Annotated in this window: 23 protein-coding genes; 12 read left to right on the plus strand and 11 right to left on the minus strand. The window is 71.5% G+C overall.

Going from position 1 to position 23,254, the window contains the following annotated elements:
• Positions 1 to 51 precede the first annotated feature (51 nt).
• The 6 genes from ABZZ20_RS30930 to ABZZ20_RS30955 all read right to left on the minus strand — a co-directional run bounded on the left by ABZZ20_RS30930 (position 52) and on the right by ABZZ20_RS30955 (position 3,814).
• Entirely contained in the window at positions 52 to 1,521 is a 1,470-nt protein-coding gene (locus ABZZ20_RS30930) for a DEAD/DEAH box helicase (RefSeq protein WP_356875292.1), read from the minus strand.
• The gene (locus ABZZ20_RS30935) at positions 1,518 to 1,655 is read right to left on the minus strand and encodes a hypothetical protein (protein WP_356875294.1); all 138 of its coding nucleotides are present in this window, start codon (positions 1,653 to 1,655) and stop codon (positions 1,518 to 1,520) included. Before ABZZ20_RS30935 ends, ABZZ20_RS30930 begins: the two co-directional genes overlap by 4 nt.
• A gap of 157 nt (positions 1,656 to 1,812) precedes the next feature.
• Positions 1,813 to 2,016, minus strand: coding sequence for a cold-shock protein (locus ABZZ20_RS30940; protein WP_053678014.1), 204 nt, complete (start codon positions 2,014 to 2,016; stop codon positions 1,813 to 1,815).
• Between the two features lie 343 nt (positions 2,017 to 2,359).
• Positions 2,360 to 2,764, minus strand: coding sequence for a DUF2267 domain-containing protein (locus ABZZ20_RS30945; protein WP_356875355.1), 405 nt, complete (start codon positions 2,762 to 2,764; stop codon positions 2,360 to 2,362).
• A gap of 113 nt (positions 2,765 to 2,877) precedes the next feature.
• Positions 2,878 to 3,273 (minus strand): DUF2267 domain-containing protein, encoded by a 396-nt coding sequence (locus tag ABZZ20_RS30950; RefSeq protein WP_356875297.1) that lies wholly within the window; start codon positions 3,271 to 3,273, stop codon positions 2,878 to 2,880.
• 106 nt (positions 3,274 to 3,379) lie between these two features.
• A complete protein-coding gene (locus ABZZ20_RS30955; protein ID WP_356875299.1) occupies positions 3,380 to 3,814 on the minus strand; it encodes an Hsp20/alpha crystallin family protein in 435 nt (144 codons plus the stop codon).
• A 134-nt stretch (positions 3,815 to 3,948) separates the two neighbouring features.
• Here ABZZ20_RS30955 and ABZZ20_RS30960 point away from each other — a divergent pair, with 134 nt between their 5' ends.
• Together ABZZ20_RS30960 and ABZZ20_RS30965 are read left to right on the plus strand one after the other, a co-directional pair.
• Complete coding sequence (locus ABZZ20_RS30960) at positions 3,949 to 4,635, plus strand: HSP18 transcriptional regulator (protein WP_356875301.1); 687 nt, start codon at positions 3,949 to 3,951, stop codon at positions 4,633 to 4,635.
• The gene (locus ABZZ20_RS30965; RefSeq protein WP_356875303.1) at positions 4,632 to 4,823 is read left to right on the plus strand and encodes a hypothetical protein; all 192 of its coding nucleotides are present in this window, start codon (positions 4,632 to 4,634) and stop codon (positions 4,821 to 4,823) included. Before ABZZ20_RS30960 ends, ABZZ20_RS30965 begins: the two co-directional genes overlap by 4 nt.
• A gap of 62 nt (positions 4,824 to 4,885) precedes the next feature.
• On the opposite strand, the gene ABZZ20_RS30970 is transcribed toward ABZZ20_RS30965, so the two are convergent.
• On the minus strand, positions 4,886 to 5,143 hold the full coding sequence (locus ABZZ20_RS30970) for a hypothetical protein (protein ID WP_356875305.1): 258 nt from the start codon (positions 5,141 to 5,143) through the stop codon (positions 4,886 to 4,888).
• Positions 5,144 to 5,432: 289 nt separating this feature from the next.
• Between ABZZ20_RS30970 and ABZZ20_RS30975 the strand changes: the two genes are divergently transcribed.
• The 9 genes from ABZZ20_RS30975 (at position 5,433) to ABZZ20_RS31015 (ending at position 15,120) form a co-directional block, all read left to right on the plus strand.
• On the plus strand, positions 5,433 to 6,032 hold the full coding sequence (locus ABZZ20_RS30975; protein WP_356875307.1) for a DapH/DapD/GlmU-related protein: 600 nt from the start codon (positions 5,433 to 5,435) through the stop codon (positions 6,030 to 6,032).
• A gap of 428 nt (positions 6,033 to 6,460) precedes the next feature.
• Positions 6,461 to 7,630 carry a hypothetical protein gene (locus ABZZ20_RS30980; RefSeq protein WP_356875309.1) on the plus strand — a complete coding sequence of 390 codons (1,170 nt, stop codon included), beginning with the start codon at positions 6,461 to 6,463 and terminating at the stop codon, positions 7,628 to 7,630.
• Positions 7,627 to 8,406: a WecB/TagA/CpsF family glycosyltransferase gene (locus ABZZ20_RS30985; protein WP_356875311.1), complete on the plus strand. Its 780-nt coding sequence runs from the start codon at positions 7,627 to 7,629 to the stop codon at positions 8,404 to 8,406. Before ABZZ20_RS30980 ends, ABZZ20_RS30985 begins: the two co-directional genes overlap by 4 nt.
• Complete coding sequence (locus tag ABZZ20_RS30990) at positions 8,406 to 9,662, plus strand: nucleotide sugar dehydrogenase (protein WP_356875313.1); 1,257 nt, start codon at positions 8,406 to 8,408, stop codon at positions 9,660 to 9,662. Before ABZZ20_RS30985 ends, ABZZ20_RS30990 begins: the two co-directional genes overlap by 1 nt.
• Before the next feature lie 4 nt (positions 9,663 to 9,666).
• A complete protein-coding gene (gene wecB / locus ABZZ20_RS30995) occupies positions 9,667 to 10,797 on the plus strand; it encodes a UDP-N-acetylglucosamine 2-epimerase (non-hydrolyzing) (RefSeq protein WP_356875315.1) in 1,131 nt (376 codons plus the stop codon).
• Positions 10,798 to 10,936: 139 nt separating this feature from the next.
• Positions 10,937 to 11,707 (plus strand): chain length determinant protein, encoded by a 771-nt coding sequence (locus ABZZ20_RS31000; protein WP_356875317.1) that lies wholly within the window; start codon positions 10,937 to 10,939, stop codon positions 11,705 to 11,707.
• On the plus strand, positions 11,704 to 13,188 hold the full coding sequence (locus tag ABZZ20_RS31005; RefSeq protein WP_356875319.1) for an oligosaccharide flippase family protein: 1,485 nt from the start codon (positions 11,704 to 11,706) through the stop codon (positions 13,186 to 13,188). Before ABZZ20_RS31000 ends, ABZZ20_RS31005 begins: the two co-directional genes overlap by 4 nt.
• Before the next feature lie 6 nt (positions 13,189 to 13,194).
• The gene (locus ABZZ20_RS31010) at positions 13,195 to 14,286 is read left to right on the plus strand and encodes a hypothetical protein (protein ID WP_356875321.1); all 1,092 of its coding nucleotides are present in this window, start codon (positions 13,195 to 13,197) and stop codon (positions 14,284 to 14,286) included.
• A 27-nt stretch (positions 14,287 to 14,313) separates the two neighbouring features.
• Positions 14,314 to 15,120 carry a glycosyltransferase family 2 protein gene (locus tag ABZZ20_RS31015; protein WP_356875323.1) on the plus strand — a complete coding sequence of 269 codons (807 nt, stop codon included), beginning with the start codon at positions 14,314 to 14,316 and terminating at the stop codon, positions 15,118 to 15,120.
• A 10-nt stretch (positions 15,121 to 15,130) separates the two neighbouring features.
• Here the strand turns inward: ABZZ20_RS31015 and ABZZ20_RS31020 are convergent, their stop codons facing one another.
• Positions 15,131 to 16,099: a glycosyltransferase family 2 protein gene (locus ABZZ20_RS31020; RefSeq protein WP_356875325.1), complete on the minus strand. Its 969-nt coding sequence runs from the start codon at positions 16,097 to 16,099 to the stop codon at positions 15,131 to 15,133.
• Positions 16,045 to 18,066, minus strand: a complete 2,022-nt coding sequence (locus ABZZ20_RS31025) for an O-antigen ligase family protein (protein ID WP_356875327.1) — start codon at positions 18,064 to 18,066, stop codon at positions 16,045 to 16,047. The genes ABZZ20_RS31020 and ABZZ20_RS31025 overlap by 55 nt, the downstream gene beginning before the upstream one ends.
• A gap of 80 nt (positions 18,067 to 18,146) precedes the next feature.
• Between ABZZ20_RS31025 and ABZZ20_RS31030 the strand changes: the two genes are divergently transcribed.
• A complete protein-coding gene (locus ABZZ20_RS31030) occupies positions 18,147 to 18,836 on the plus strand; it encodes a hypothetical protein (RefSeq protein ID WP_356875329.1) in 690 nt (229 codons plus the stop codon).
• A gap of 59 nt (positions 18,837 to 18,895) precedes the next feature.
• Here the strand turns inward: ABZZ20_RS31030 and ABZZ20_RS31035 are convergent, their stop codons facing one another.
• The gene (locus tag ABZZ20_RS31035; protein WP_356875331.1) at positions 18,896 to 19,942 is read right to left on the minus strand and encodes a glycosyltransferase; all 1,047 of its coding nucleotides are present in this window, start codon (positions 19,940 to 19,942) and stop codon (positions 18,896 to 18,898) included.
• Positions 19,939 to 23,238, minus strand: coding sequence for a DUF4082 domain-containing protein (locus ABZZ20_RS31040; RefSeq protein WP_356875333.1), 3,300 nt, complete (start codon positions 23,236 to 23,238; stop codon positions 19,939 to 19,941). The genes ABZZ20_RS31035 and ABZZ20_RS31040 overlap by 4 nt, the downstream gene beginning before the upstream one ends.
• Positions 23,239 to 23,254 lie beyond the last annotated feature (16 nt).

Raw genomic sequence — 23,254 nt, forward strand, 5'->3', positions numbered from 1 at the left:
CGAAGTGGGGGACGGGGCAGTGCCGGCGGGGCACCCTGCGGAGGGCGCTGCTCAGGCCGCCGGGGCCAGTGCGCTCGGCCGCCTCGGAGTGCCTGCGCCGGTCCCGCGCCGGTCCCGCGCCGGGCGACTGCGCCCCGCCCGGGACGGGCGGGCGCCCTGGCGGGCGGGGCGCTGCGGTGCCGGGGCGGTGATGACGACCGGCACACCGGAGGGAGCTTGGGCGCCGGCGATGCGGCACAGCGCTTCCTCGCCGGAGCGCACCTGGGTGGTCCGGGGGGTGATGCCCGCGGCGGCCAGGAGTCGGGTCATCTCGCGGCGCTGCCCCGGGGTGACGAGGGTGACCACGCTGCCGGACCCGCCGGCGCGGGCGGTGCGCCCGCCGCGGTGCAGGTAGTCCTTGGGGTCGGTGGGAGGATCCACGTTGACCACGAGGTCGAGGTCGTCGACGTGGATGCCGCGCGCGGCGACGTTCGTCGCCACCAGCACCGTCACGTGTCCGGTCTTGAACTGGGCGAGCGTGCGGGTGCGCTGGGGCTGGGACTTGCCGCCGTGCAGGGCCGCGGCCCGTACGCCGCTGCTCAGCAGGTGCTCGGTCAGGCGGTCCACGGCGTGCTTGGTGTCCAGGAACATGATCACTCGGCCGTCGCGGGCGGCGATCTCCGTGGTCGCGGCGTTCTTGTCGTGGCCCTGGACGTGCAGCACGTGGTGCTCCATCGTCGTGACGGCGCCGGCCGACGGGTCCACCGAGTGCACGACGGGGTCCGTCAGATAGCGGCGGACCAACAGGTCGACGTTGCGGTCCAAAGTGGCGGAGAACAGCATCCGCTGTCCCCCGGGACGCACCTGGTCGAGCAGGGCGGTCACCTGGGGCATGAAGCCCATGTCGGTCATCTGGTCGGCTTCGTCCAGGACGGTGATGCCGACCTGGTCCAACCGGCAGTCGCCGCGTTCGATGAGGTCCTTGAGGCGGCCGGGCGTCGCCACGACGACTTCTGCCCCGCCGCGCAGCGCCCCGGCCTGGCGGTGGATCGGCAGGCCGCCCACCACCGTCGCGAGGCGCAGTTTCAGGGCCCTGGCGTACGGGGTGAGGGCGGCTGTGACCTGCTGGGCCAGCTCGCGCGTCGGTACGAGGATCAGCGCGCGGGGCTGGCCGGGCTCGGCGCGTTGTCCGCTCGTACGGGCGAGCAGGGCCAGACCGAAGGCGAGGGTCTTGCCGGATCCGGTGCGCCCGCGCCCCAGGGCGTCGCGGCCGGCGAGCGTGTTCGGCAGGGTGGCCGCTTGGATCGGGAAGGGCACGGACATGCCCTCGGCGCTGAGGGCGGCCAGCAGCTGCGACGGCAGCGCGAGGTCCGCGAAGGCCTCGACGGGCGGCAGGGCGGGGGTCAGGGTGGCCGGCGGGGCGAATTCGCCCTGTACGGCGGCGGGACGTCGGCCAAAACCACCCGAACGGCCCTGCCCGCCAGGGCGGCCACCGGTACGGGTGCGGGTCGAGCGGTCGTTCGTACGAGCTGAGCGGTTCATGCAGAACCTTCCTCGATACGGCACGCATCGAGGAATTCCGGCAGCAGAAAACAGGCCGCACGGATTCGCAAGAACGAGCCGAAGAAAAGACGAATGCAGCATGGCCGAATGGTGACCGGAAGCTGGATCGTCATGGAGAGAGCACCGCAGCGACACCGAAGAGAACGGCCGTTATCGTGCGGGCGATGATATTCGACGCGGGGGACGGTTCACCCGGCCGAACAGGGAAACAAAACAAGCTGGGGCCCGCACCCCAAGGTGCGGGCCCCAGCTGCGTACTACGCGTCAGCGTCAGGCAGTGACGATGTTCTCCGCGGTCGGGCCCTTCTGGCCCTGCGCGATGTCGAAGCTGACCTTCTGGCCTTCCTGCAGTTCGCGGAAGCCCTGGGAGGCAATGTTGGAGTAGTGGGCGAACACGTCAGGACCGCCGCCCTCCTGCTCGATGAAGCCGAAGCCCTTTTCCGCGTTGAACCACTTCACGGTACCGTTAGCCATATCAAATCTCCTTCGGGGCACAGCCCAGAGGTCCGCACCTTGCGGACCTCGAGTCGCCGCGATGATCACCCCGTCCGGAAATGACCGGAATACAAAAGCACTCCCGCCGGACCAGCGGTTCAGCGGGAGTGCCCGAAGTTTTTGGGAACCATGACTGCAACTGAAATCACAGTAGCACGTCGGGGCCGGTCGAGCAGGAAAGATGCTCCGCTCTATCGGTGAGCCAGAAATACTCACCGCGCCTTTTCCCTATTTCTATGCCGGCGGGCACAGGTATGCGAGGGGTGCCGGGGACAGCTTCCGGGCCGGGAGCCGGGTGTGGACGCCGGTTCCAGCGGTGGGCTCACGCGGCGGGCTGCGGCTGGCGGAGCTGCGCCTGACCGAAGAGGAGGGCCCAGCCCTCGGGGAGCCGGCACAGGATGCGGGCGAGGAGGTCGGGGCCGCTCAGGTGGGCGACCACGGCCAGGACGGCGCCGGTTTCCCAGCGCGTGGTGGCGGGCGTGGCACCGTTGCGAGCCGCGAGGTCCTTCACGAAGCCCCAGCCGCTGAGCGGCTCGGCGTCGGGGACCTGAGCGGTGAGGACCAGGCCGGCTTCCGCCGGGAGGCGGGACGCCAGCTCGACGAGTTCGTTCCCGACGATCTGGCGCCCGAGGGCCGCCAGGACGTTGCGGACGGCCTCCTCGGCCCGTTCGCGGGTGGGGTAGGCGCCCTCGTAGCGAACCCTCTCCAGCATCTGGTCGTACGTCATGTCCGTTGCCCGCTGGAGCGGTTCAGGCTGGTGGAACACGGCTGCTGCATGCCTTTCTCGTGGAAGGGGCGGTCGGGTGGGGCGCCGTCGGCGACGGGACGGGTGCGTGTGGATCAGACGGCCTCGGGGCGCCCGAAGAGGAGGTCGTAGCCGGGTGGGAGCTGGAGCAGGAGACGCCGGGTGAGATCCTCACCGGCCGCATCGGCAACCACGCTGAGCACGGCTCCGACGTCCCACGTCGCGGTCGCGTGGGTGGCGCCTTCGATCCAGGCCGCGGTGGCGCGTACGAAGCGCTCGGCGGACAGCGGCTCGGCGGCCGGCAGGGGGTTGAGGAGGATGAGGGCGTAGGTCTCGGGAAGACGGGCCGCGAGCTCGGCCCGCTCCGCGCCGACCAGATGGGCGCCGAGCAGGGCCAGCACGACACGGGCCGCCCGATCGGCCTCGTCCTGGGTGTTGTATTCGCCGCGTTCCGTGACGCGCTCGAGGAATGCTTCCCAGCGCAGACGCATGGGCTCAGTCCTCCCTGGGGTGATGGCCGACTGCGGAGGACGGGACCGCCGGGGGGAAGGGGCGTCGTCCCGTCCTCCGCCGCTCACAGGGGCGGGGCCGCGGGAATCAGCTGCTGATCTGCTTGCGGTCGTCGTGGCTGTTGATCGCGATCTTCCGGGGCTTGGCGCGCTCGGCGATCGGGATGCGCAGGGTCAGGACACCCGCGTCGTAGTCGGCGTCGATGTGTTCGGTGTCGAGGGCGTCGGCCAGCACGATCTGGCGGGAGAACACCCCGAGGGGACGCTCGGAGAGCTCCATCTGCACGCTGTCGCCCTTCGCGGTGGGGCGGCGTTCGGCCTTGACGGTGAGCATGTTCCGTTCGACGTCGATGTCGATCGCGTCCGCGGCGACACCGGGGAGGTCGAAGGCGATCACGTAGTCGTGGCCTTCGCGGTAGGCATCCATCGGCATCACCGACGGCTTCGACCAGGTACCGGTCGTCCCCATCAGCTGCTGGGTGATCCGGTCGAGCTCGCGGAACGGGTCAGTGCGCATCAACATCGCGAAACACCTCCAGTTGGTCCAGGCAAGTAACTGCCAATGCGCTTCTCGGTACTCCCGTTGTAACATGTCATCCAAACGATGACAAGTATGACGTCATCCGAAGGATGACCAGCCGAAGCGAGGAACAGACCGTGACCACAGCCGATCCGTCCCACCCGGCCCCCACACCCGATCCCCAACCCGGGCCGGCGTCCTTCCTGGCCGCCGCGGCGGCCCTTCACGCCATCGACCGGGCCGTGCGCGACGCGCAGAGCGCCCGGCCGGACGGCCCGGAGACCGGAACCAACGGAGGTCCGCATCCGGCGCTCGCCTCGCTCCTGCTGCTGCGCCAGGTGCGCGAGCAGCTCGCGGGCTGGGAGACCGGGCTGATCGAGACCGCCCGCGAGGCGGGCGCCAGCTGGTCCGACCTCGCGGGACCCCTCGGAGTCGCCAGCCGGCAGGCCGCCGAGCGCCGCTACCTGCGCCAGCGTCCCGGCACAGCGGGAGCCACCGGCGAGCAGCGGGTCCAAGCGGTGCGCGACCGGCGCGCCGCCGACCGCACGGTGACCGCATGGGCGCGGGACAATGCCGCGGGCCTGCGACGGCTCGCCGGCCAGATCACCGCGCTGACCGATCTCCCGGCCACCGCGGAACAGCACCTCGGTGTCCTCAATCAGGCCCTCGCCCACGACGACGCCGCTCACCTCGTCGGCCCCCTCACCGACGCGCGGCGCCACCTCCGACCCGAACACGCCGACCTCGCCGACCGCATCGACGAAATGACCCGGCACACCCGTCGGCTGCGCCGGGACAGCGACCAGCAGCGCCGGGAGCCGTGAGCACGGGCGGGGACCTGCGCAACGACGGGCACCACCGGCACCGGCGCCGGCGCAGCGGGAGCGCCACCGGGGGCGCCGCGTGGGCGGGCTCGACCGATCCGCCGCTCGCGCCGGCAGCCGCGCAGCTGGACCGCCTGCACTTCCCGGCCGGGTGGGGCGACTGGGCGGCGGTACCGGCGCGCGGCTGATCAGTGCTGCGGCGGCTCCTCCCCCGGCCCGCGGATGCGCCTCGGGGCGCGGTGCGCGGCGGTCAGGCCGCGGCCTTCAGCAGCCCGGCGTCCATCAGGCGTTGCGCCCAGACGGTCATGGCGGTACGGACCTTCCCCTCATCGGTCTGCCACGCATCCGCGAGCGAGGCCGCGGCCAGATCCAGGGCTCCGTCGTTCACCCGGAGTGCGATCCACATCGCGGAGCCCACCGCGCTGCACCGGAGTTCCCTCCGCCCGGCCGTCCGCACCCGCATCCCACCGTTCGCCAGCGCCGTCCCGCTCACTCCGTCAGCAGCCACGATTCGCATTGCCGTCCCCTTCGTCCTCGTCCAAGTCCGCCTCACGTGCTTCCAGCATCACCGCGCCGACAGATCCCGACCATGGGGCTAGCCACCCCCTCCACCCCCCTGGCACCTCCCGCCGCGCAGGGGGGACGGCACCGGCTCCCGCGACCACGTTGCGCCCAAGTCCGCTGCGGGGGCAGTCGGTTGATCTCCCGGTGGGCCGGCCGCAGGGCGCCTATGCTCCCCTTCGTACGCCGGAAGGCCGTGCATCCGAATGCCTCGCGAGCCGTAAGGGGACCACCCCGTGAGTGTCCGAATTCAACCTTCCTCCCAGGTCGACGAGACGGCCGAACTCGGGGACGGAACCACGATCTGGGATCTGGCACAGGTACGGGAGGACGCGCGGCTCGGCCGCGGCTGCATCGTGGGCCGCGGAGCGTACGTCGGGCCCGGGGTGCAGATCGGGAACCACGTGAAGCTCCAGAACTACGCACTCGTCTACGAACCGGCCGAACTCGGCGACGGCGTGTTCATCGGCCCGGCCGCGGTGCTCACCAACGACTTCTACCCGCGGGCGGTCGACCCCGACGGCCGGCAGAAGCGCGGCGGCGACTGGGAGGCGGCCGGGGTCGTGGTGGCCGAGGGGGCCTCGCTGGGGGCCCGCTCGGTGTGCGTGGCCGGGGTGCGCATCGGGCGGTGGGCCCTGGTCGCGGCCGGCGCGGTCGTGTCCCGGGACGTACCGGATTTCGCCCTGGTGGCGGGGGTGCCGGCCCGCCGGATCGGCTGGGTGGGGCGGGCCGGGGTACGCCTCGTGGAACGCGAGGACGAACCGGGCGTATGGGAGTGTCCGCGCACCGGCGTGTTGCACGAGGAGAAGGACGGAAGCCTGGCCGAGCGGACCTGACGGAACGTCGGTATTTTTGGGTCGGTGGCATTTCCTCAAAACCGCAATCAACCCACACCCTTGGGCATACCTTGTCCCTGTACACGGGATCTGAGCAGGCAACAGGCTTTGTTCAGTGGGGGGTTGTACACGACGAGGGCATCGCGGACCAAGTGACGGCAGGCGCGTGACAGCGCCCGTTCGACGCTGCCATTCCGCGCGTGTTCCGGTCCCGGGCAACGCTGGGGGGTTCCAGTGGGCGGCCCGGGACGGTTCGTGCCACGGGGAACCACACCGCCGGCGCGTACGCCGTCATGCGCACTCCCCTCCGCGGAACGACGACCGCCTGGTCTGTCCGAGGAGCGATCAGAGGGGGTAGGTGTGTTGGAGCTGCAGGGCTCGGGCATACGGGGTGCACGCATCACACGGGGAGCCGAGGTGGGGACCCGGTGACCGCCGCACGATTAGGAGCACTGGCCCACGAGGATCCGTCGCTGCACGCGCTCGCCGAACGGCTGCTCGCGCTGGCCGAGGCGGGACTGCCCGGGATGTACCTACCGGGCGAGGAGACCTTCGTGTTCACCCGGGTGGGGACGGTCGCACCCGACGGTACCCGCCGCGTGGAGAGCCGCGGGACCAGTACCCGGTACGGGGCCATCACCGTGCTGGGAGCCCGGTTCCTGCCCGAGGACCGGCAACGGGCCCTGTTCGGCGGACGCACCGCCGGGGAGTTCGCGGGCCTCCTGGTGGAACGGCTGCCCGCCGTGACGAACCTCGGCGACGCGGCGCTCATCACCTGGGCCGCCGCCGAGACCGGCCATCCCAAACTGGTGGACGCCCTCGCCCGGATGACCGCCCTGGACGTCCTCGAACGGCCGCAGTACACGGTCGAGGCGGCCTGGGTGCTCTCGGCCCTCGCCGCCGCCCGGACCGCAACGGACGTGGAGGACCGCCTGCCGGCCGCCCGTGACCGTCTGCTCTCGGCCAAGAAGGGTGACAGCCCACTGTTCCCGCACGCCACCGGGTCCGGGCTCGTCCCCGAGTACCGCTCCCACGTGGCCTGCTTCGCCGACCAGACCTATCCGCTCCAGGCGCTGGCCCGGTTGCACGCGAGCAGCCCTGACCCGGAGGCCCTCGCTGCCGCCGACGCCTGCGCCGCCCGGATCTGCTCCTTGCAGGGGGACGGCGGACAGTGGTGGTGGCACTACGACGCCCGCACGGGCGGCGTGGTGGAGGGCTATCCCGTCTACAGCGTGCACCAGCACGGCATGGCTCCGACCGCCCTCTTCGACCTGGCGGACGCGGGCGGCACCGACTTCGGTGCTGCGATCCGCCGGGGACTGCGCTGGATGACACAGGTGCCCGAGATCAGCGGGCCCGACGGCACCCCGCGCGAACCGTTGATCCTGGAGGACTACGGCGTCACCTGGCGCAAGGTCTACCGCGGCGACCCCGCCAAGGCCGTCCGCGCCGCCCGCGGCCTCACCACCCGGCTGGTCCCGCAGGCCCGGCTCGCCCCGCTCGACCGGCTCTTCCGACCGGTCGCGGTGGACCGCGAGTGCAGGCCCTACGAGTTCGGTTGGCTCCTGCACGCATGGCTCGGGGGGGTACAGAGATGACCCCACGACCGTCCCGCCCGTCCCTCTTCGGGGTCACGCTCGACGCCCTGACGATGGACGAGACCGTGCAGCGCTGCCTCGACGCGGTACGGCGCGGTGAACAGATCGAAATCGGCATGGTCAACGCCGCCAAGCTGGTCAACATGCGGCACGACCCCCGGCTCGCCGCGGCGGTCTCCGGCTGCGACCTCGTCCTGGCCGACGGCCAGGCGGTGGTGTGGGCCGGCCGTGTCCTCGGTGTCCGGCTGCCCGAACGGGTCGCGGGGATCGACCTGTTCATGCGACTGCTCGCCGCCGCCGAGACCGAAGACGTCCCCGTGTACCTGATCGGCGCCCGACAGGACGTACTGGACCTGATGCTCCGCCGGATCGCCGAACAGTTCCCGGCCCTGCGCGTGGTCGGCAGCAGGAACGGCTACTTCGACGACTCCGACCAGCCCGCGATCGCCGACGGCGTCGCGGAGAGCGGCGCCCGGTTGCTGTTCCTCGGCATGACCTCGCCCAAGAAGGAGATCTTCACCGCCGGCTACGGCAAGCGCACCGGCGCCCACGTGGTGCACGGCGTCGGCGGCTCCTTCGACATCCTGGCCGGCGTCACCAAGCGGGCCCCCCTGGTCTGGCAGCGCATGGGCCTCGAATGGTTCTACCGCACCCTCCAGGAGCCGCGTCGCCTCGGCAAGCGCTACCTCACCACCAACACCGCCTTCCTCCTTATGACGGTCCGGGAACTCGTCCGCCGTACACCGTCTGCCGGTTCCGCGAACAGGAGTCACTGATGCGCGTCGTCGTCGTGGGACAGGGATACGTCGGCCTCCCGCTGGCCATCAGGGCAGCCGAGGTCGGACACCAAGTGGTCGGGTACGACGTGGACGCGCGGCGGGTCAAGAGCCTGGCCGCCGGCGAGTCGTACGTGGAGGACGTATCCTCCGAACGGCTGGCCCGGGCGCTGGAGCGCGGCGCCTACCAGCCCAGCGAACTCGCGCGCGACTGCGGCGGGTTCGACGTCGCGGTCGTCACCGTCCCGACCCCGTTACAGGACGGCGCTCCCGACCTGCGCTACATCGAGGAGTCGGCGCACACGCTCGCCCGCTTCCTGAGGCCCGGCGCGACCGTCGTGCTGGAGTCCACCACCTATCCGGGTACCACCGAGGAGCTGTTCGGGCCGATCCTGGAGGACGGCTCGGGCCTCACCGCCGGCGTCGACTTCCACCTCGGCTACAGCCCGGAACGGATCGACCCCGGCAACACCGTCTGGGGCTTCCAGCAGACGCCCAAGGTCGTCTCCGGCGTGGACACCGCCTCGCTCAAGGCCGTGGAAGACTTCTACGGCAGCCTCGTCGACAAGATCGTTCCGGTGCGCTCGCCCAAGGAGGCGGAGTTGGCGAAGCTGCTGGAGAACACCTTCCGGCACGTCAACATCGCCCTGGTCAACGAGATCGCCATGTTCGCCCGCCACCTCGACATCGACGTGTGGCAGGCCATCGAGGCGGCGTCCAGCAAACCGTTCGGCTTCATGAAGTTCACGCCGGGCCCCGGGGTAGGCGGCCACTGCCTACCGATCGACCCGTCGTACCTGTCCTGGCGGGTGCAGCGCGAACTCGGCCAGAACTTCCGCTTCGTCGAACTCGCCAACGACATCAACAGCCACATGCCCGAGTACGTGGTGCGCCGGGTCATCGACGCACTCAACTCGAAGCGCCGCTCGGTCAACGGATCCCGCATCCTGCTCCTCGGGCTGGCGTACAAGAAGAACACGGGCGACGCGCGGGAGTCGCCTGCGCTGCGCGTCTCCCAACTGCTCCTCGACATGGGAGCCAAGGTGCGCGCCGCCGACCCCCACGTGGTGGAGGGCCTCAAGGCGGACACCCGCCTCGTGCGGGTCGACCCCACCCGCAAGGAGCTGGCCGCCGCCGACGTGGTCGTCCTGCTCACCGACCACGACGCCTTCGACTACGCGATGGTCACCGAGCACGCCTCCTACGTCCTCGACTGCCGCAACCGATTGTCCGGCGCCACGGTGGAGGTGCTCTGACGCCATGGCCAGGATCGTCTGCGTGGCCGGAGCACGGCCCAACTACATGAAGATCAAACCGGTGATGGACGCACTGGAGCGCCGCGGCGCGGACGTGGTCCTCGTCCACACCGGCCAGCACTACGACGAGTCCATGAACGACGTCTTCTTCCGCGACCTCGGCATCCGTCCCCCCGACCGGTACCTGGGCGCCGGGTCCGGCACCCACGCCCAGCAGACCGGCCGGGTGATGGCGGCCTTCGAGCCGCTGCTCGACGAACTGGCACCGGACGCGGTGGTGGTGGTCGGTGACATCAACTCCACGCTGGCCTGTGCTCTGGTCACCGCGAAGGCCGGCCCGCTGCTGGCCCACGTGGAGGCCGGTCTGCGCAGCCGGGACTGGAGCATGCCGGAGGAGGTCAACCGGGTCGCCACCGACCGGGTCAGCGACTACCTGCTGGCCCCCTCTCCCGACGCGGCGGCGAACCTCCGGTCGGAGGGGTACCGGGAGGACCAGATCCACGTCGTCGGCAACGTCATGATCGACACGCTGTTCGCCAACCTGGAACGGGCCAGGGAATCGGACGTCCTCGACCGGTACGGGCTCACCCGGGGCGGATACGGCCTGGTCACGCTGCACCGGCCGGCCAACGTGGACGACCCCGAGGCGCTGCGCGGCCTGTTGAAGGCCCTGGGCGAGGTAGCGGGCCGCTGCCCGCTGCTGTTGCCCGTGCACCCGCGGGCCGCCGAGCGCCTCGCCGGGATCGGGGTCCCCGGCGGGATCCGGATGGTGCCGGCCGCCGGGTACCTGGACTTCATCGCCCTACAGGACTCCGCCCGCCTGGTGCTCACGGATTCGGGGGGCGTCCAGGAGGAGACCACCGCCCTCGGCGTGCCCTGCGTGACCCTGCGGGAGAACACCGAGCGCCCCATCACCGTCGAGGAGGGAACCAACGTACTGGCGGGCACCGACCCGGACCGCATCACGGCCACGGTGAACCGGGTGCTCGACGATCCGCCCGCGCCCCGCTGCCCCGAGCTCTGGGACGGGCGCGCGAGCGAGCGCATCGCCCGGGTCCTGCTCGACGGCGAGGGCGGGGGGACCCGACTGCGGCCCACCGACCTCGCCCGGCGCGAGGCGTCCGCGGCGCCGTAGCGGGCGACACGAAGCGCACGGTCCGAAAGCGCGAGAACCAGGAATCAAGCGCCACGGGCCAAGTACCAAGAACCGTAATCACCACAATGAAAGGGCGGCGGCGCATGCAGGTCATGACGCCGCCGCGAGGGGGAAGACCATGGATCTCGCGGAGATCTGGCGGGTCATGCGCAGGCGCTGGTATGTGCTGCTGCCCGGACTGCTGCTCACGGCCGCGCTCATCACAGGGGTGTACCTGCTGGTCCCGGTGGAGTACCGGTCACAGAGCACGGTGACGCTCCTGAACTCGAAGAAGGCCACGGTGGCCTTCGACGGCAACCCCTTCCTGAGCACCCAGGCCTCCCTGACCGGGATGGCGGACGGCCTGGCCCGCAACCTCAACTCCGACGACTCCCGGGCCGACCTCAAGTCCCAGGGCGTCACCGGACGGTACGAGGCGAAGATCGCCGACAACGCCCAGGGACCGTTCATGTGGCTGAGCGTCACCGGGACCGATCCGGTCGCCGTCCTGAAGTCGGACCAGGTCTTCACCGCGTACGCGGAGAAGCGACTGCAGGAGTTCCAGGCCCAGCAGTCGGTGACGCCGGAGGCCATGATCCGCATGGCCACGATCGTCCCGCCCCAGAAGCCGGAGCCGCAGACCAAGACCCGGCTCCAGTACCTGATCATGGCGGGGGCGCTGGGCTTCGTGCTCAGCCTGGTGGCCACCTTCTTCGTGGAGGCCCGCCGCCGCGGTCCCGGCAGGCCGGGTAGGCGCCGGTCCGCTCCCTCGGGGGCCGGGGTGCCCGGGAGCACGTCCGGGAGCACGCCCGGGAGCACGTCCGACGCCGCGGGATTCGGGGCGGACTCCGGGGCGAGCGTCACCCCGCCGGCCCGGCCACCGGCCGCTCACCCCGCGGGATCGGCGTGACCGGCCCCGAAGCGGGCGTCCAGGACCCGCCGAAGACGCCGTCGCTGGGGCGCAAGGTCGGCTCAGCCGCCCGGTGGAGCCTGGTCAACACCGTGGTCATGCGCCTCGGCAACTTCGTCACCGGCATCATCCTCGCCCGCTTCTTCCTCGGCCCCGAGGCCTGGGGGGTCTACGGGATCGCCCAGACGGTCCTGCTGGTGCTGCTCTCCGCGAACGAGCTCGGCGTCTCGCTGGCGATCGTCCGCTGGGAGGGGGACCCGCGCCGCTTCTCCCCGACCGTGCTCACCCTCAGCGTCTCCTCCAGCTGCCTGCTGTACGCCGTGCTGTTCGCGGTGGCCCCCGCGGTGGCCCGGGTGCTCGGCTCGCCCGAAGCGTCCGGTGTCCTGCGGGTGATGTGCGTGTGCGTGATCCTCGACGGTCTGTCGCAGGTGCCCGCCGGCTTCCTCACCCGGGAGTTCGCGCAAGGCCGGCGGATGGCCATCGACGCCCTCAACTTCGTCCTCAGCACCGCGGTGACCCTGCTCCTGGCAGTCGAGGGATGGGGCGCGATGAGCTTCGCGTGGGGCTCCGTCGCCGGCAACGTGGCCGCCCTCGTCGGATGCTGCCTCGCCGCGCCCGGCACCCTGCGCTTCGGCTGGGACCGGGAACAGGCCAGGGCGCTGCTCCGCTTCGGGCTCCCGCTCGCCGGGGCCAGCATGCTCGCCCTCGGCGTGGTCAACGTGGACACCATGGTGGTGGGCTCCGCCCTGGACCAGCTGGCCCTGGGCTTCTACGTGCTCGCCTTCAACATCTCCGGTTGGCCCGTGCGGATCGTCTCCGAGGCGGCCCGTCGCGTCTCCTTCGCCGGCTTCTCCCGGCTGGCCGACTCACCGGGGGCGCTGGCCGGCGGGTTCGGCCGCGCCCTGGGCGTCGTGATGACGGGCACCGTCCCGCTCTGCGTCCTGCTGGCCGCCCTGGCCGCGCCGATCGTCGAGCTCGTCTACGGGGCACGCTGGGTGCCCGCCGCCGCCGCACTGCCCTGGCTGATGGCGCTCGGCCTGGTCCGCATCGGCTGCGAGCTGGCCTACGACTGCCTGGTGGCCATCGGCCGGCGCCGCTCGCTCATCGGGGTCCAGGGGCTCTGGCTCGCCCTCCTGGTCCCGGCGCTGGTGGTCGGCGCCCGCTCCGGCGGGATCGTGGGCGTGGCCCAGGGGCACGTCCTGGTCGCGGGCGCCGTCGTGGTACCGGTGTTCCTCGTCGCGCTGCACCGCGGCGGCATCGGCCTGGGCACCGTGGTGCGGGCCTGCGCGTGGCCCTTCCTCGGCGGCGTGGCGATGGCCGTCGTGGTCCTCGGCCTGGAGCGGCTGCTCGGCCACGGCGTCCTCGCACTGCTCGCGACCGCGGCTGCGGGAACCCTGTGCTACGTCCTGTGCATCCTGCCCAGCCGTGGCTTCCTGCGCGGCTCCACGGCCGTCGGTGCCACCGCGGCGGCGGGGGGCTAGCCCGCCGTGACACGAGACCGCAGGCGGCTGCGGGCCTGGCTGACGGCCGGGCTCCTGCTGGGCCTCGTACTGGTCCTGTACCGGGCCGACCGGACCGGCGTGGGCGAGCCCTCGGCCGGGCCGTGCCCGGACAGCGCCCTCGACTGCCCGGGCCCCCGTTCCCGGCCCACGCCCTCCGCGGAGCCGCCCACCACGGGGACTCCGAGCCCCTCGGCCACCTCGGTCCCGCCCTCCGCCACTCCCCCGCCGGGGACCGGCGGGCCGGCCAGCCCGGGCGTCTGCACCTCGCCCGGTGCCTGCGGGTTCCCCGATGCGCGGACCACCGGACCGCGGATCGAGTTGGAGCGGCACGACACGGGGAACATGTCCGTCAAGACCGACGGTACGGTCATCAAGGGCTGGGACATCCGCGGTTCGCTGGACGTCTACGCCAACGACGTCACCGTCATCGACAGCCGGATCACCTCGACGAACTGGTGGGGGATCAACCTGCGCCCCGGCTTCAGCGGTCTGCGGGTCCTGCACACCACCATCACCGCCGTACCGGGCAAGGGTCCCGACAACGGCGGCGTCGACTACGCGGTCTCCAACATGGGCGGCAGCTCGATCGAGGTCGGCTGGTGCGACGTCTCGGTGTTCGGCAACGCCCTGTCCATGGGGCAGGGAGACCTGCACGACAACTACGTGCACGACATCGTCGCGTTCCGCAACCAGGGCGGCGAGTGGCAGCACACGGACGCCGTCATCAGCGGCGGCGGAAACAAGGGCCGGCTGACGATCCGCCACAACACCCTGTTGAACCCCGTCCCGGTCGATCGGGGCGCCACCGCAGCGGTCGGGCTCTTCGCCGACACCGGGGTCGTCTCCTCGGTGGTGGTCGACTCCAACTGGCTGGCCGGCGGGGCGTACGCCCTCTACGGCGGTGGCCCCGGCGCCACCGGCATCCAGGTCACGGACAACGTGTTCTCGGCCCAATACCACCCCGGCAGCGGTGCCTACGGGACGGTCACCGCCTGGAACGCGGGCGGCACAGGGAACGTGTGGCGGGGCAACCGCACCACCGACGGCCGGCCCGTCGTTCCCGGCCCCACCTCCTGACACCGGCCCCCCGATCGAGAGGACGTCATGCGCCGTATCGCCCGGGCCCCCTGGGAGCTGCTCAAGCGGGCCTTCGGCTGGCTGGTGCTCTTCGAGGCCAGGAACAAGGTCCTGCTCGCCCCGTCCGCGGTACGGCTGCGCCGCTTCGAGGACGCGGAGACCGCACGGCTCGCCGCCGTCCTGGGCCGGCCGCCGGCCGCCCTCGTCGCCACGGTGATCGCCACCCACCGGCGCCCCGAGGCGCTGTGCGCGGCGGTCCGCTCGGCCCTGGGGCAGACCGTGGCCGATCAGGTGGTCATCGTCGTCGACGACGGCGCGGGCCTTCCCGAACTGCCGCTCGATCCGCGGCTGTTCGCGGTGTCACTGGCCCGGAACACGGCGACGGCGGGAGTCGTGCGCAACGTGGGGATACGGCTGACCCGCTCGCGGTACGTGGCCTTCCTGGACGATGACAACCTGTGGGAGCCCGACCACCTGGAGCAGGCCCTCGCGCTGCTGGAGCCGTCCGGCGGACCCGACGGCGTCTACACCGCCCTGCGCAGGGTGCTCCCCGACGGCAGCGAGCGGGACGTGCTCTCGGTTCCGTTCGACCGCCGCCGCGCCGCCCGCGAGGCCTTCCTCGACACCAACGCCTTCGTGGCGCGCCGCAGCAGGTCGCTGTACTTCAGCCGGCTGCGGCGCACCCCGGAGGTGCTGCCGCGCGAGGACTGGGAGCTCGTGCGCCGTTACAGCCGCCGCCACGAGGTCCGTCACCTGCCCCGCCCCACGGTCCGCTACCTGGTCAACCCGGAGAGCTTCTACACCGCCTGGGACGGGCAGGCGCCCTCCGGCTGACCCGGCCCGCTCAGGGCCCCGGCGTGGCGTGCAGGGCGGACGGCCTGGCCAGGGCCCGCGCCGCCGCCCGGCTCGCCGGCCTGCCGAGCGCCGCACGCGAGGTCTCCCGCAGCAGTACGGCCCCCCGGAAGGCCGCAGTCGCCGCCGGCCCGTGCCGGCGGCGGTAGAGCCGTACGCGGTTGAGGGTCAGCAGCGTCCACAAGCGCGGCGACACCTGCGAGTCCCCGCCGAGGTGAGTGGCCTCGGCAGCGGGCTCCAGCCGGGTGGCGAAGCCGCGGTCACGGGCCCGCAGGCAGAACTCGGTCTCCTCCGAGTAGAGGAAGAACGACTCGTCCCAGGCTCCGCAGGCGTCCAGGCATTCGCGGGAGAGGGCCATCAGCGCACCGGTCGCCCAGTCGGCGACCGTCGGCCGTCCGTACGCGGACGGATCGGTGACCAGCTCGCTCCACGCCGGGAAGCGTCCCGCCCGGCGGTTGCCCAGCACGGCTTCGCCGAGGGCACGGGTCACGCGCGGTTCCCGGCGCAGCGAGTGCTGGAGCGTCCCGTCCTCCTCGTACAGCAGGGGGACGCTGATGCCGACCCGGCCGCGGTCGGGCAGGGGTGCGCCGAGTGCGTCGACGAGGAGTCGGGCGCAGCCCTGCCGCATCCGGACGTCCGGGTTGCACACCAGGGCGGCGCGGAAGCCGCCCTCCCACTCGGCTGCGGCGGCCAGGGCGGCGTTCACCCCGGCCGCGTATCCGGCGTTGCGGCCGGTCTGGACGACCGTCGCGTCCGGGGCCGACGACCTGAGCAGGTTCACGGTGTCGTCGGCGGAGTCGTTGTCGGCAACGACCAGGCGGTAGTGGAGCCCGGCCATGCCCTGCGGCAGCGAGGCGAGGAACTCGGGCAGCACCCGGGCGCTGTTCCACGTGACGACGAGGACGGCTACGGGACCGGCTGCGCGAGTTCGGGCCGGCGTGTCCGGGTGACGGGAGGACATGGGGACTCCACGGTTCGGGGCTTCGGCACGGCGCGCCGGATGAAGCCGAGGTAACTGCCTCCGGCGGCGATCGTCAGGAAGAACATCCCGGCGAACATCGGGAAGCTGAGGGCGTCGAAGGTGGCGCTGCTGACCAGGGCGACCAGGGCCGATGCGAAGAACGCCTGGCCGAGTTCCCGGTCGGATTCGCCGGTGGCGAGGCGGCGGATCGCACCGCCCTGGTGGATCCCCGTGAAGAACAGCGCCAGGAGCGCGACCAGGCCCAGCAGGCCCATTTCCGCCAGTGTCAGCATGTACTGGTTGTCGGTGAAGAAGTAGAGGTCCGGGGTGAAGGTCCCCAGACCCCGCCCGAACAGCGGGCGTCCCTCCAGGTAGGGCACGATCGCGCTGTACTTGACGGTGCGGGCCTGGGTGCTGCTGTCGGAGTTCGACAGGAAGGACCCGAACAGTGCGGTGATCGTGCCGATCAGCCCGGGGACGACGACCTTGAAGCAGGCCACCGAGCCCAGCAGCAGGCCGATCGCGGTCCAGCGCCGCTGCGGCTTCCAGCGCGGCACCATCACCAGCACCACGATGAGCGCACCGATGATGGAGGTGCGCGACACCGTCAGCGGCAGGGCGCCGCCCATCAACGCCACCGGCCCCCAGCGGCGCCAGCCGCTCAGGTGCCGGCGGACCGGATCGAAGGCCTGCTGCACGGCGAAGGGCAGGAGCAGGGCGAGCATGCCGCCGAACTCCAACGGTTGCGCCGTGGTCGAGCGGGGTCGGGTGAAGGCCCCGCGGTCCAGCGCGGTGATCTGCGCGACGCTCGAATGAAGTCCTGGGATGCTGATGCGTTCGGCGATGTTCGTCGCGGTGAAGAAGTCGTAGTAGCCGATGGCGGCGACCACCGCCCCCATCACCACGGCCCGCCGCAGCAGGACGTCCAGGCGGGCCCGGTCCTGGATGCCGGCCGAGACCAGGACCACCAGCGCCACCCAGACGAGCAGTCCGATCAGGCCGCGGTCCGCGCCCAGCACCTCCTTGTGCGAACTGCCCCGGGAGGCGTTCGCGAGGTACGAGGCCAGGACCGAGACGGCCAGCAGGCACATCACCACCCGGGGCAGCCGGGTTCCCGGGGCCGGCCGGATGCGGCCGGTCAGCCAGGTCGCCAGGTACCAGAACAGGCCGCAGAGCGCGAACACGTTGGCCGGGGTGCCCACCCCGCCCAGGCCGGGCAGGGTCAGGTTCGAGGGGATGAAGAAGGCCAGCCCCAGATAGCCGCTGAGCAGCGCGGCGGCGTCCAACTGCCGGGCCCGCGGCCTGCTGCGTTCCCGCTTGCCTGCGGCGCCCGACGCGGCGGCGGCCTCGCGCCGGCGTCGGCGGGCGACCAGCAGGCTCTCCGTCACGAAGGAGAGGGTGAAGCCGGCGACGAGGCCGGCGATGACGACGCCCAGGACCTGCTGGTAGCGGCTCTTGAGCTGGGGCACCGGGGTCTGCGGCAGCACCACCGGGGCCGTCTGCACGAAGTACGCGGGCTGCACCTTGGCCGCGGCCTGGAGCGCGTTGAGCTGCTCTCCGGCGAAGGCGGTGAGCGTGCTGGTCTCCTTGAGCACCTTCGCCCGGTCGGTGCCCGTGACGGTCAGCGTGAGCATGGGGCCCGAGGTGTTCGCGGCGAAGCCGACCGTGTAGGGGTCGCTCACGCCGAGACCCTGGAGGTCCCGCGCCGCATCCGCCCCCGACAGGGTCCTGATCAGCACGTCCGCGGTCACGACCAGTGAACCGCCCGCGTTCGAGATGGGGTTGCCGAAGGCGGGGGCCAGCTCGGCGACCGCAGTGGAGTCGAGCAGCGCCACCGAACTCTGCGACTGGTACGCCACTGGCACCGACCGGTACAGGTGCAGGCCCGCGAGGAGTCCGATCAGCACCAGGGGTGCCATCACGTACCAGCGGCGCCGTAGCACGGCGGCTATTTCACCGATGCTCACAGATGCCTCCCACGAGGTGCTGGAACCGATGGCGGGCCGACACGCGTCCTGGGAAGATCGACCGCGACGGAAGGAATCCTGTGTCGCCTGGTGAGTTGTTCCGCACGTTGCGCCGCCGCTGGTACGTCCTGCTCCTGGTGGCGGCGCTCGCGACCGCCGGAGGCGTGCAGGTGCTCCGCCCCACCCGGACCTACGTGAGCTCGGCGATCGTCGTGCTCAAACCGCCGGTGACCGGCAACCAGCCGAACCAGCTCGCCAATCTGCAACCGCCGCTCGCCGCCGTCTCGTACGCGGCGGTCCAACAGCTGCAATCGCCGGCCGGGACGGCCGAGTTGCGCGCGGCGGGGGTCGAGGGGACTTACCGGCTGATCCCGCGCAACAGCGGCACCAGCGTCACTCCCCGCTATCTGATCCCGTCGCTCCAGGTCCAGGCGGAACACGCGGAGTCCGCCGCGGCCGACCGGGCCGTGCTGAAGGTCGTCGAGGCGTACACGAAGCACATCGCGGACCTGCAAGCCGAGCAGGAGATCCCGGCCCGGGCGCGGATGAGCGTGACCCTGCTGGTGCCGCCGACGGCGGTCGAGCAGATCGGAACCAAGAGCCGCCAACTGCTCGGGACGGCGCTGCTGACCGCGGTCGTCGCCGTGGCCGCTGCCCTGTGGACCGATCGGCTGGTGGCGCGCCGGAACCGGCGCCGGCGCGATGGCGCCGACACCGGTTCGGAGCACCCGGCCGAGGTCCGGGTGCCGGCGGCGGCGCCGGCCCGCTGAGTCAGCGGGCCGGCGGGCCGAGGGTGCCCCGGAGGCGGGGCGGTGGTGCTGATGGTTCATCAGATGCCTCTGCGTTTCCAGGACTGCCACCAGAGCCACTCCCGCCCCCGGTCGGCGACGGCCGAGAGCACGAGCGGCTGGAGGTAGGGCATCGCGCGGGCTCCGATCCGCCGGCGCCTGCGCAGCGCCCGGTACTCGGCGAGCGCGGTGTGGTCCGGCAGGCACTCGGCCGCGAACGCCTCCAACTCGTCCACCGGAACCACCGCCGTACGCCCGCGGTCGTAAGCCCGGTAGGCACGCCGCAGGGCGTACCGGGCGAGCCGGGTGCGCGCCGCCGCGGACAACCGGTCGGCCTCCGGGAGCAGGCCGGAGCACTTCTCCAGTACCGCGTCGAAGGCGACGAGGCGCTGGCGCAGGTCGTCGAGCTGCCCGCCGAAGTCCGTGGTGGACATGTTGTTGCCGTGGACGCGGTAGTAGGCCTGGTCGGCCCCGCGGACGTAGCCCACGTCGGCGTGTGCCGCGAGCCGCATCCACATCTCGATGTCCCCGGCGTGCGGGAGCTCCGGATCATAGCCCCCGACCTTGCGCTGGAGGCTGGTACGGACGACCACCTCGGGCGAGGTGATGCACCCGGTGCCTTCCCTGAAGCGCCGCTCCAGCCACCAGTGTCCGGGGTAGACCACCGAACCGGTGCTCCGGGTGCGGGCCGCGGGAAGCGGCCCGCCGTGCTGGAACCGCAGCGGCCTGCCGTAGCAGAACCCGGCCTCCGGGTGGGCGTCGAGCAGGGCCGCGGCGCGCACCAGGGCCCCCGGGACCAGCCGGTCGTCGGCCGAGAGCAGGGCGACGTAGTCCCCGTCGGCCCATTCGAGCAGGCCTTCGTTGTAGGTGGCGATGTGGCCCCGGTTGTGTTCGTGGACCCGGACCTCGATCCGGGGGTCGGTGGCCGCGAGGGCGCGCGCGACCTCCGCGGAGTCGTCGGGCGAGGCGTCGTCGATGATCAGGACCCGTACGTCTACGCCCTCCTGTTCGTCCAGGACGCTCTTGACGCAGTCGGCCAGGAAGTGGCCGTACTTGTAGCAGGGGATCACGACGCTGACGGTGCTCACTGGGCGGACACCTCCGTCGAACCGCCCGACGTGAGGCCGGTCGGCGCCGTGGTGGTGAAGACCGGGCCGACCCAGTAGTTCACCGAGCCGAAGGTGTTGGTGGGGAAGGTCGCTGCCGTCCCGTACTTGTACAGGCCGTTGGCGCCGCCGCTGCCGTCGGCCGGAGCGACCAGCGGGTAGGAGCGGTGCGCGGCCGTGAAGTAGCCGCCGTCCACGGCGTACTTGCCGTTCGGTGCGTGGTAGGACGCCACGTAAGTGGTGCCCGCGGTGATGGGCACCGGGGTGGCGAAGTGGAGCTGCTGCCAGCCGGAGAGGGTCTCGCTGCCGAAGGTGCCGGTGGCCAGGAGCGTGCCGGTGGACGACCAGAGGCTGCCGGTGTGCGTGCCGGTGTTCCCGGGGCCCTTGTAGAAGGTGATGCCGGTGACGTATCCGCTGACCGCGGACTGGAAGCGGGTGCCCAGCTCCACGGAGTTGGTGTCGTCGTTGACGTTGGCGGTGCTCGGCTCGGCGGTGGACGTCCACAGGGTGCACGGGCAGTTCACTGCCGGAGGGCTCGCACTCGTGGTGAAGGTCCATGTGACCGGCGCGGCCATGGCGTTGCCCCACAGGTCGGCGGCCTGCACCGAGGCCGTGTAGGTGGTGTTGAGCCCCAGTTCGGTGGAGGGGGTGAAGGTGGCGCTGTTGGAGGCGCCGAGGACCTTGCTGCCCGGGACGGTGGCGCCGTCCGGGTCCTTGAGGGTGAACACCAGCGTGTCCGCGTCGATGCCCTCGCTGAAGGTCGCCGTCACGGTGGTGGTGATCGCGGTGCCGGTCGCCGCGGACTGCGGCGTGATCGAGGTGACGGTGGGGGGTGTCGTGCTCGCGGTGGAGGTGTCCAGGACCGCGTCCACCCAGTAGTTGCTGCCGGAGGAGGCCGTGGAGGGGAATCCGCCCGTGGCGCTGTAGCGGTACACGCCGTTGCCGCCGTCGGTCCCGCTGCGCAGTGCGGTCAGCGGGGCCAGCCCGGCGTCGGACGAGGCGAAGGTGGTGTCGAAGGAGTACCCGCCGTTGGGGGCGAAGTACGAGGCGATGTAGGTGGTGTTGGCCTTGATCGGAACCGGCGAGGAGAGGTTCAGCTGCTGCCAGCCGGAGGCCGTCTCGTTGGTGAAGGTGCCGGTGGCCAGGCGCTGACCCGAGCTGCTCCACAGGCTGCCGGTGTGGGTGCCGGTGTTGGCCGGGGACTTGTAGAAGCGGATGCCGGTGATCGAACCGGGCGCCGAGGAGCGGATCTTCACGCCGAGTTCCACGGCGCTGCCGTCACCGGCGTTGACGGTGCCCGGCACGGCCGCGGCCGGCCAGACGGTGCAGGGGCACTGCTGGGGGCCGACGGTCAACGGCACGGTGGTGGTGGCGCCGATGTTGACGCTGTCGTCCACCGCGCGGACCTTGACCTCCACGGGTCCGGGGGTGGTCGGGGTCCACTTGTAGCTCCAGGACCCGATGCCCGTGGTCGCCTTCCAGGTGGTCCCGCCGTCGACGGAGACTTCCACCCGGGCCACCACGCCGCCGCCGCTGTCGGCCGCGGTTCCGGTGACGGTCACCGGTCGCAGCGCGGGTACCGTGGCGCCGGCCGCCGGGGTGGTGACCGTGATGACCGGGCCCGTGGTGTCGGTGGACGCGCTCGCCGGGACGAGGTTGCTCTGCAGGGACTTGGGCTGGACTCCCATGTCGGCGAACACGTTGACCGTCGCCTGCTGCATCCGCTTGTCCTCGGTGACCACCGTGTCGCCCGGATTGCCGGTGGGCATGTTGGTCAGGCCCCAGGACCACTGCACGGTGCCGGCGCCGAAGACCAGGGCGTGCGAGGTCTGGTCCCGGAAGGCGACCAGGCTGTGCGTCGCGGTGCCGTTGCCGTACGTGTTGCCGTAGTCGAGGCGGAGCTTTCCGTCGTTGATGTCCACGGTGGTGGACGACAGTTGGATCTGCCCGGGCGGCCGGGCCGCGTCCTCGACGTCGCTGTCCCATTCGTAGCCGAGCGTGCCGACCGGGAACGTCGCGGTCTGGGAGGGGGTCAGGTTCGCGACGGTGGTGCCCCGCCACAGCCGCATCTTGGCGAAGGCACCCGGGACGGTGATCGCGTCGCTGCGGTAGCCGTTGACGCTGAACAGCGAGCCGGTCACCTGGTTCTGCGGCTGGTAGGGCCGCCCGTTCGTGGCACTGGCCGGGTCCATGAAGGTGCCCGTCCAGATCCCGCTGGGATCGGGAATGCCGTTCGGCTGGGGGAAGGAGAGCTTGGTCTCCTTGTAGCAGACCAGGGTCCGGTTGGCCGTGGAGGTGCCGTCGATGCTGGGGGCGAGGCGCGTCTTCCAGAAGATCTCGTTGCCGCTGAAGTACGTCTGGTTGACCCCGGCGTGGCGGGCGTTCAGCGCGTTCGTGAACTGCTCCTGGGTCCAGTACTCGTCGTGTCCCGAGGACATGAAGACCTTGTGGTTCTGGAGCTGTGTCGCACCACGGGTCGACATGTCGATTCCGGACATGTAGCTCACGTCGTACCCGTTGCGTTCCAGCCAGGCGATCATCTGGTACTCGGAGCCGTAGATCCCGTTCTCCCCGCCGATGTCCATCGGCCGGTTGTAACTGACCTCGTACGCGCGGCCGTCCGGGGCGGGGCCCGCGCCGTCGTACAGGTCCTGACCGCCGTAGTTGTTGTACGCCTGCCAGGTCTGGTCGCTGGTCTGCACGACGACATCGGAGTGGCTGGAGTCGTTGCGGACGACGAACGGGTAGGGCATCACCCCGTTGCCGTCCGCCTGGTCGAGGTTGGCCACGTACAGGCCGGAGACGGCGTCGGCCGGTACGGTCCACGTGGCCGTGACGGGCCAGTTGCCGCAGTCGACCAGGCCGGTCGTGGACTTGGTGGTGCAGCTGCGCGGGTTCCCGCCCGGCGAGAAGTTCGCCGGGTACGTCTGGGCCACCTGGGCCGCAGTCGACATGAGGCGGGCCCCGTCACCCCCGTAGTGGCCCAGCCGGTAGACCGACACCCGGTACGGCGTCGGCGACTGGACCTTGAACTGCACGGTCTCGCCCGCCTGAACGCTCATCTGGGTGCTGAAGCCCTTGATGTCGCCGTATGCGCTGGGCGCGAACCAGTCGGACATCGGTGTGCCCGGCTTGGAGTTCTCGCACACGATCGGGTTCGTGCCGGGACCGCAGGGATCCACGGCGCCCGCGATCGAGGACGGGGGTAAGACCGTGGCCATCAGGGCCGCGACCACGGTGAAGAGGCCGTACCGGAGCAACCTTGTCCGTCTGTTCATCTGTACCTCTTTTGTG

The sequence above is a fragment of the Streptomyces sp. NPDC006430 genome (assembly GCF_040612395.1).
GTDB lineage: Bacteria > Actinomycetota > Actinomycetes > Streptomycetales > Streptomycetaceae > Streptomyces.

What these genes read in the sequence shown, in the direction of transcription:
- ABZZ20_RS30945 (WP_356875355.1), bottom strand. Translation starts at nt 2,764, where the DNA reads ATGACGTACGACCAGATGCTGGAGAGGGTTCGCTACGAGGGCGCCTAC.
- ABZZ20_RS30950 (WP_356875297.1), bottom strand. Translation starts at nt 3,273, where the DNA reads ATGCGTCTGCGCTGGGAAGCATTCCTCGAGCGCGTCACGGAACGCGGC.
- ABZZ20_RS31020 (WP_356875325.1), bottom strand. Translation starts at nt 16,099, where the DNA reads ATGTCCTCCCGTCACCCGGACACGCCGGCCCGAACTCGCGCAGCCGGT.
- ABZZ20_RS31000 (WP_356875317.1), top strand. Translation starts at nt 10,937, where the DNA reads ATGGATCTCGCGGAGATCTGGCGGGTCATGCGCAGGCGCTGGTATGTG.
- ABZZ20_RS30935 (WP_356875294.1), bottom strand. Translation starts at nt 1,655, where the DNA reads ATGACGATCCAGCTTCCGGTCACCATTCGGCCATGCTGCATTCGTCTT.
- ABZZ20_RS31015 (WP_356875323.1), top strand. Translation starts at nt 14,314, where the DNA reads ATGCGCCGTATCGCCCGGGCCCCCTGGGAGCTGCTCAAGCGGGCCTTC.
- ABZZ20_RS30940 (WP_053678014.1), bottom strand. Translation starts at nt 2,016, where the DNA reads ATGGCTAACGGTACCGTGAAGTGGTTCAACGCGGAAAAGGGCTTCGGC.
- ABZZ20_RS31040 (WP_356875333.1), bottom strand. Translation starts at nt 23,238, where the DNA reads ATGAACAGACGGACAAGGTTGCTCCGGTACGGCCTCTTCACCGTGGTC.
- ABZZ20_RS30985 (WP_356875311.1), top strand. Translation starts at nt 7,627, where the DNA reads ATGACCCCACGACCGTCCCGCCCGTCCCTCTTCGGGGTCACGCTCGAC.
- wecB (WP_356875315.1), top strand. Translation starts at nt 9,667, where the DNA reads ATGGCCAGGATCGTCTGCGTGGCCGGAGCACGGCCCAACTACATGAAG.
- ABZZ20_RS30955 (WP_356875299.1), bottom strand. Translation starts at nt 3,814, where the DNA reads ATGTTGATGCGCACTGACCCGTTCCGCGAGCTCGACCGGATCACCCAG.
- ABZZ20_RS30990 (WP_356875313.1), top strand. Translation starts at nt 8,406, where the DNA reads ATGCGCGTCGTCGTCGTGGGACAGGGATACGTCGGCCTCCCGCTGGCC.
- ABZZ20_RS30930 (WP_356875292.1), bottom strand. Translation starts at nt 1,521, where the DNA reads ATGAACCGCTCAGCTCGTACGAACGACCGCTCGACCCGCACCCGTACC.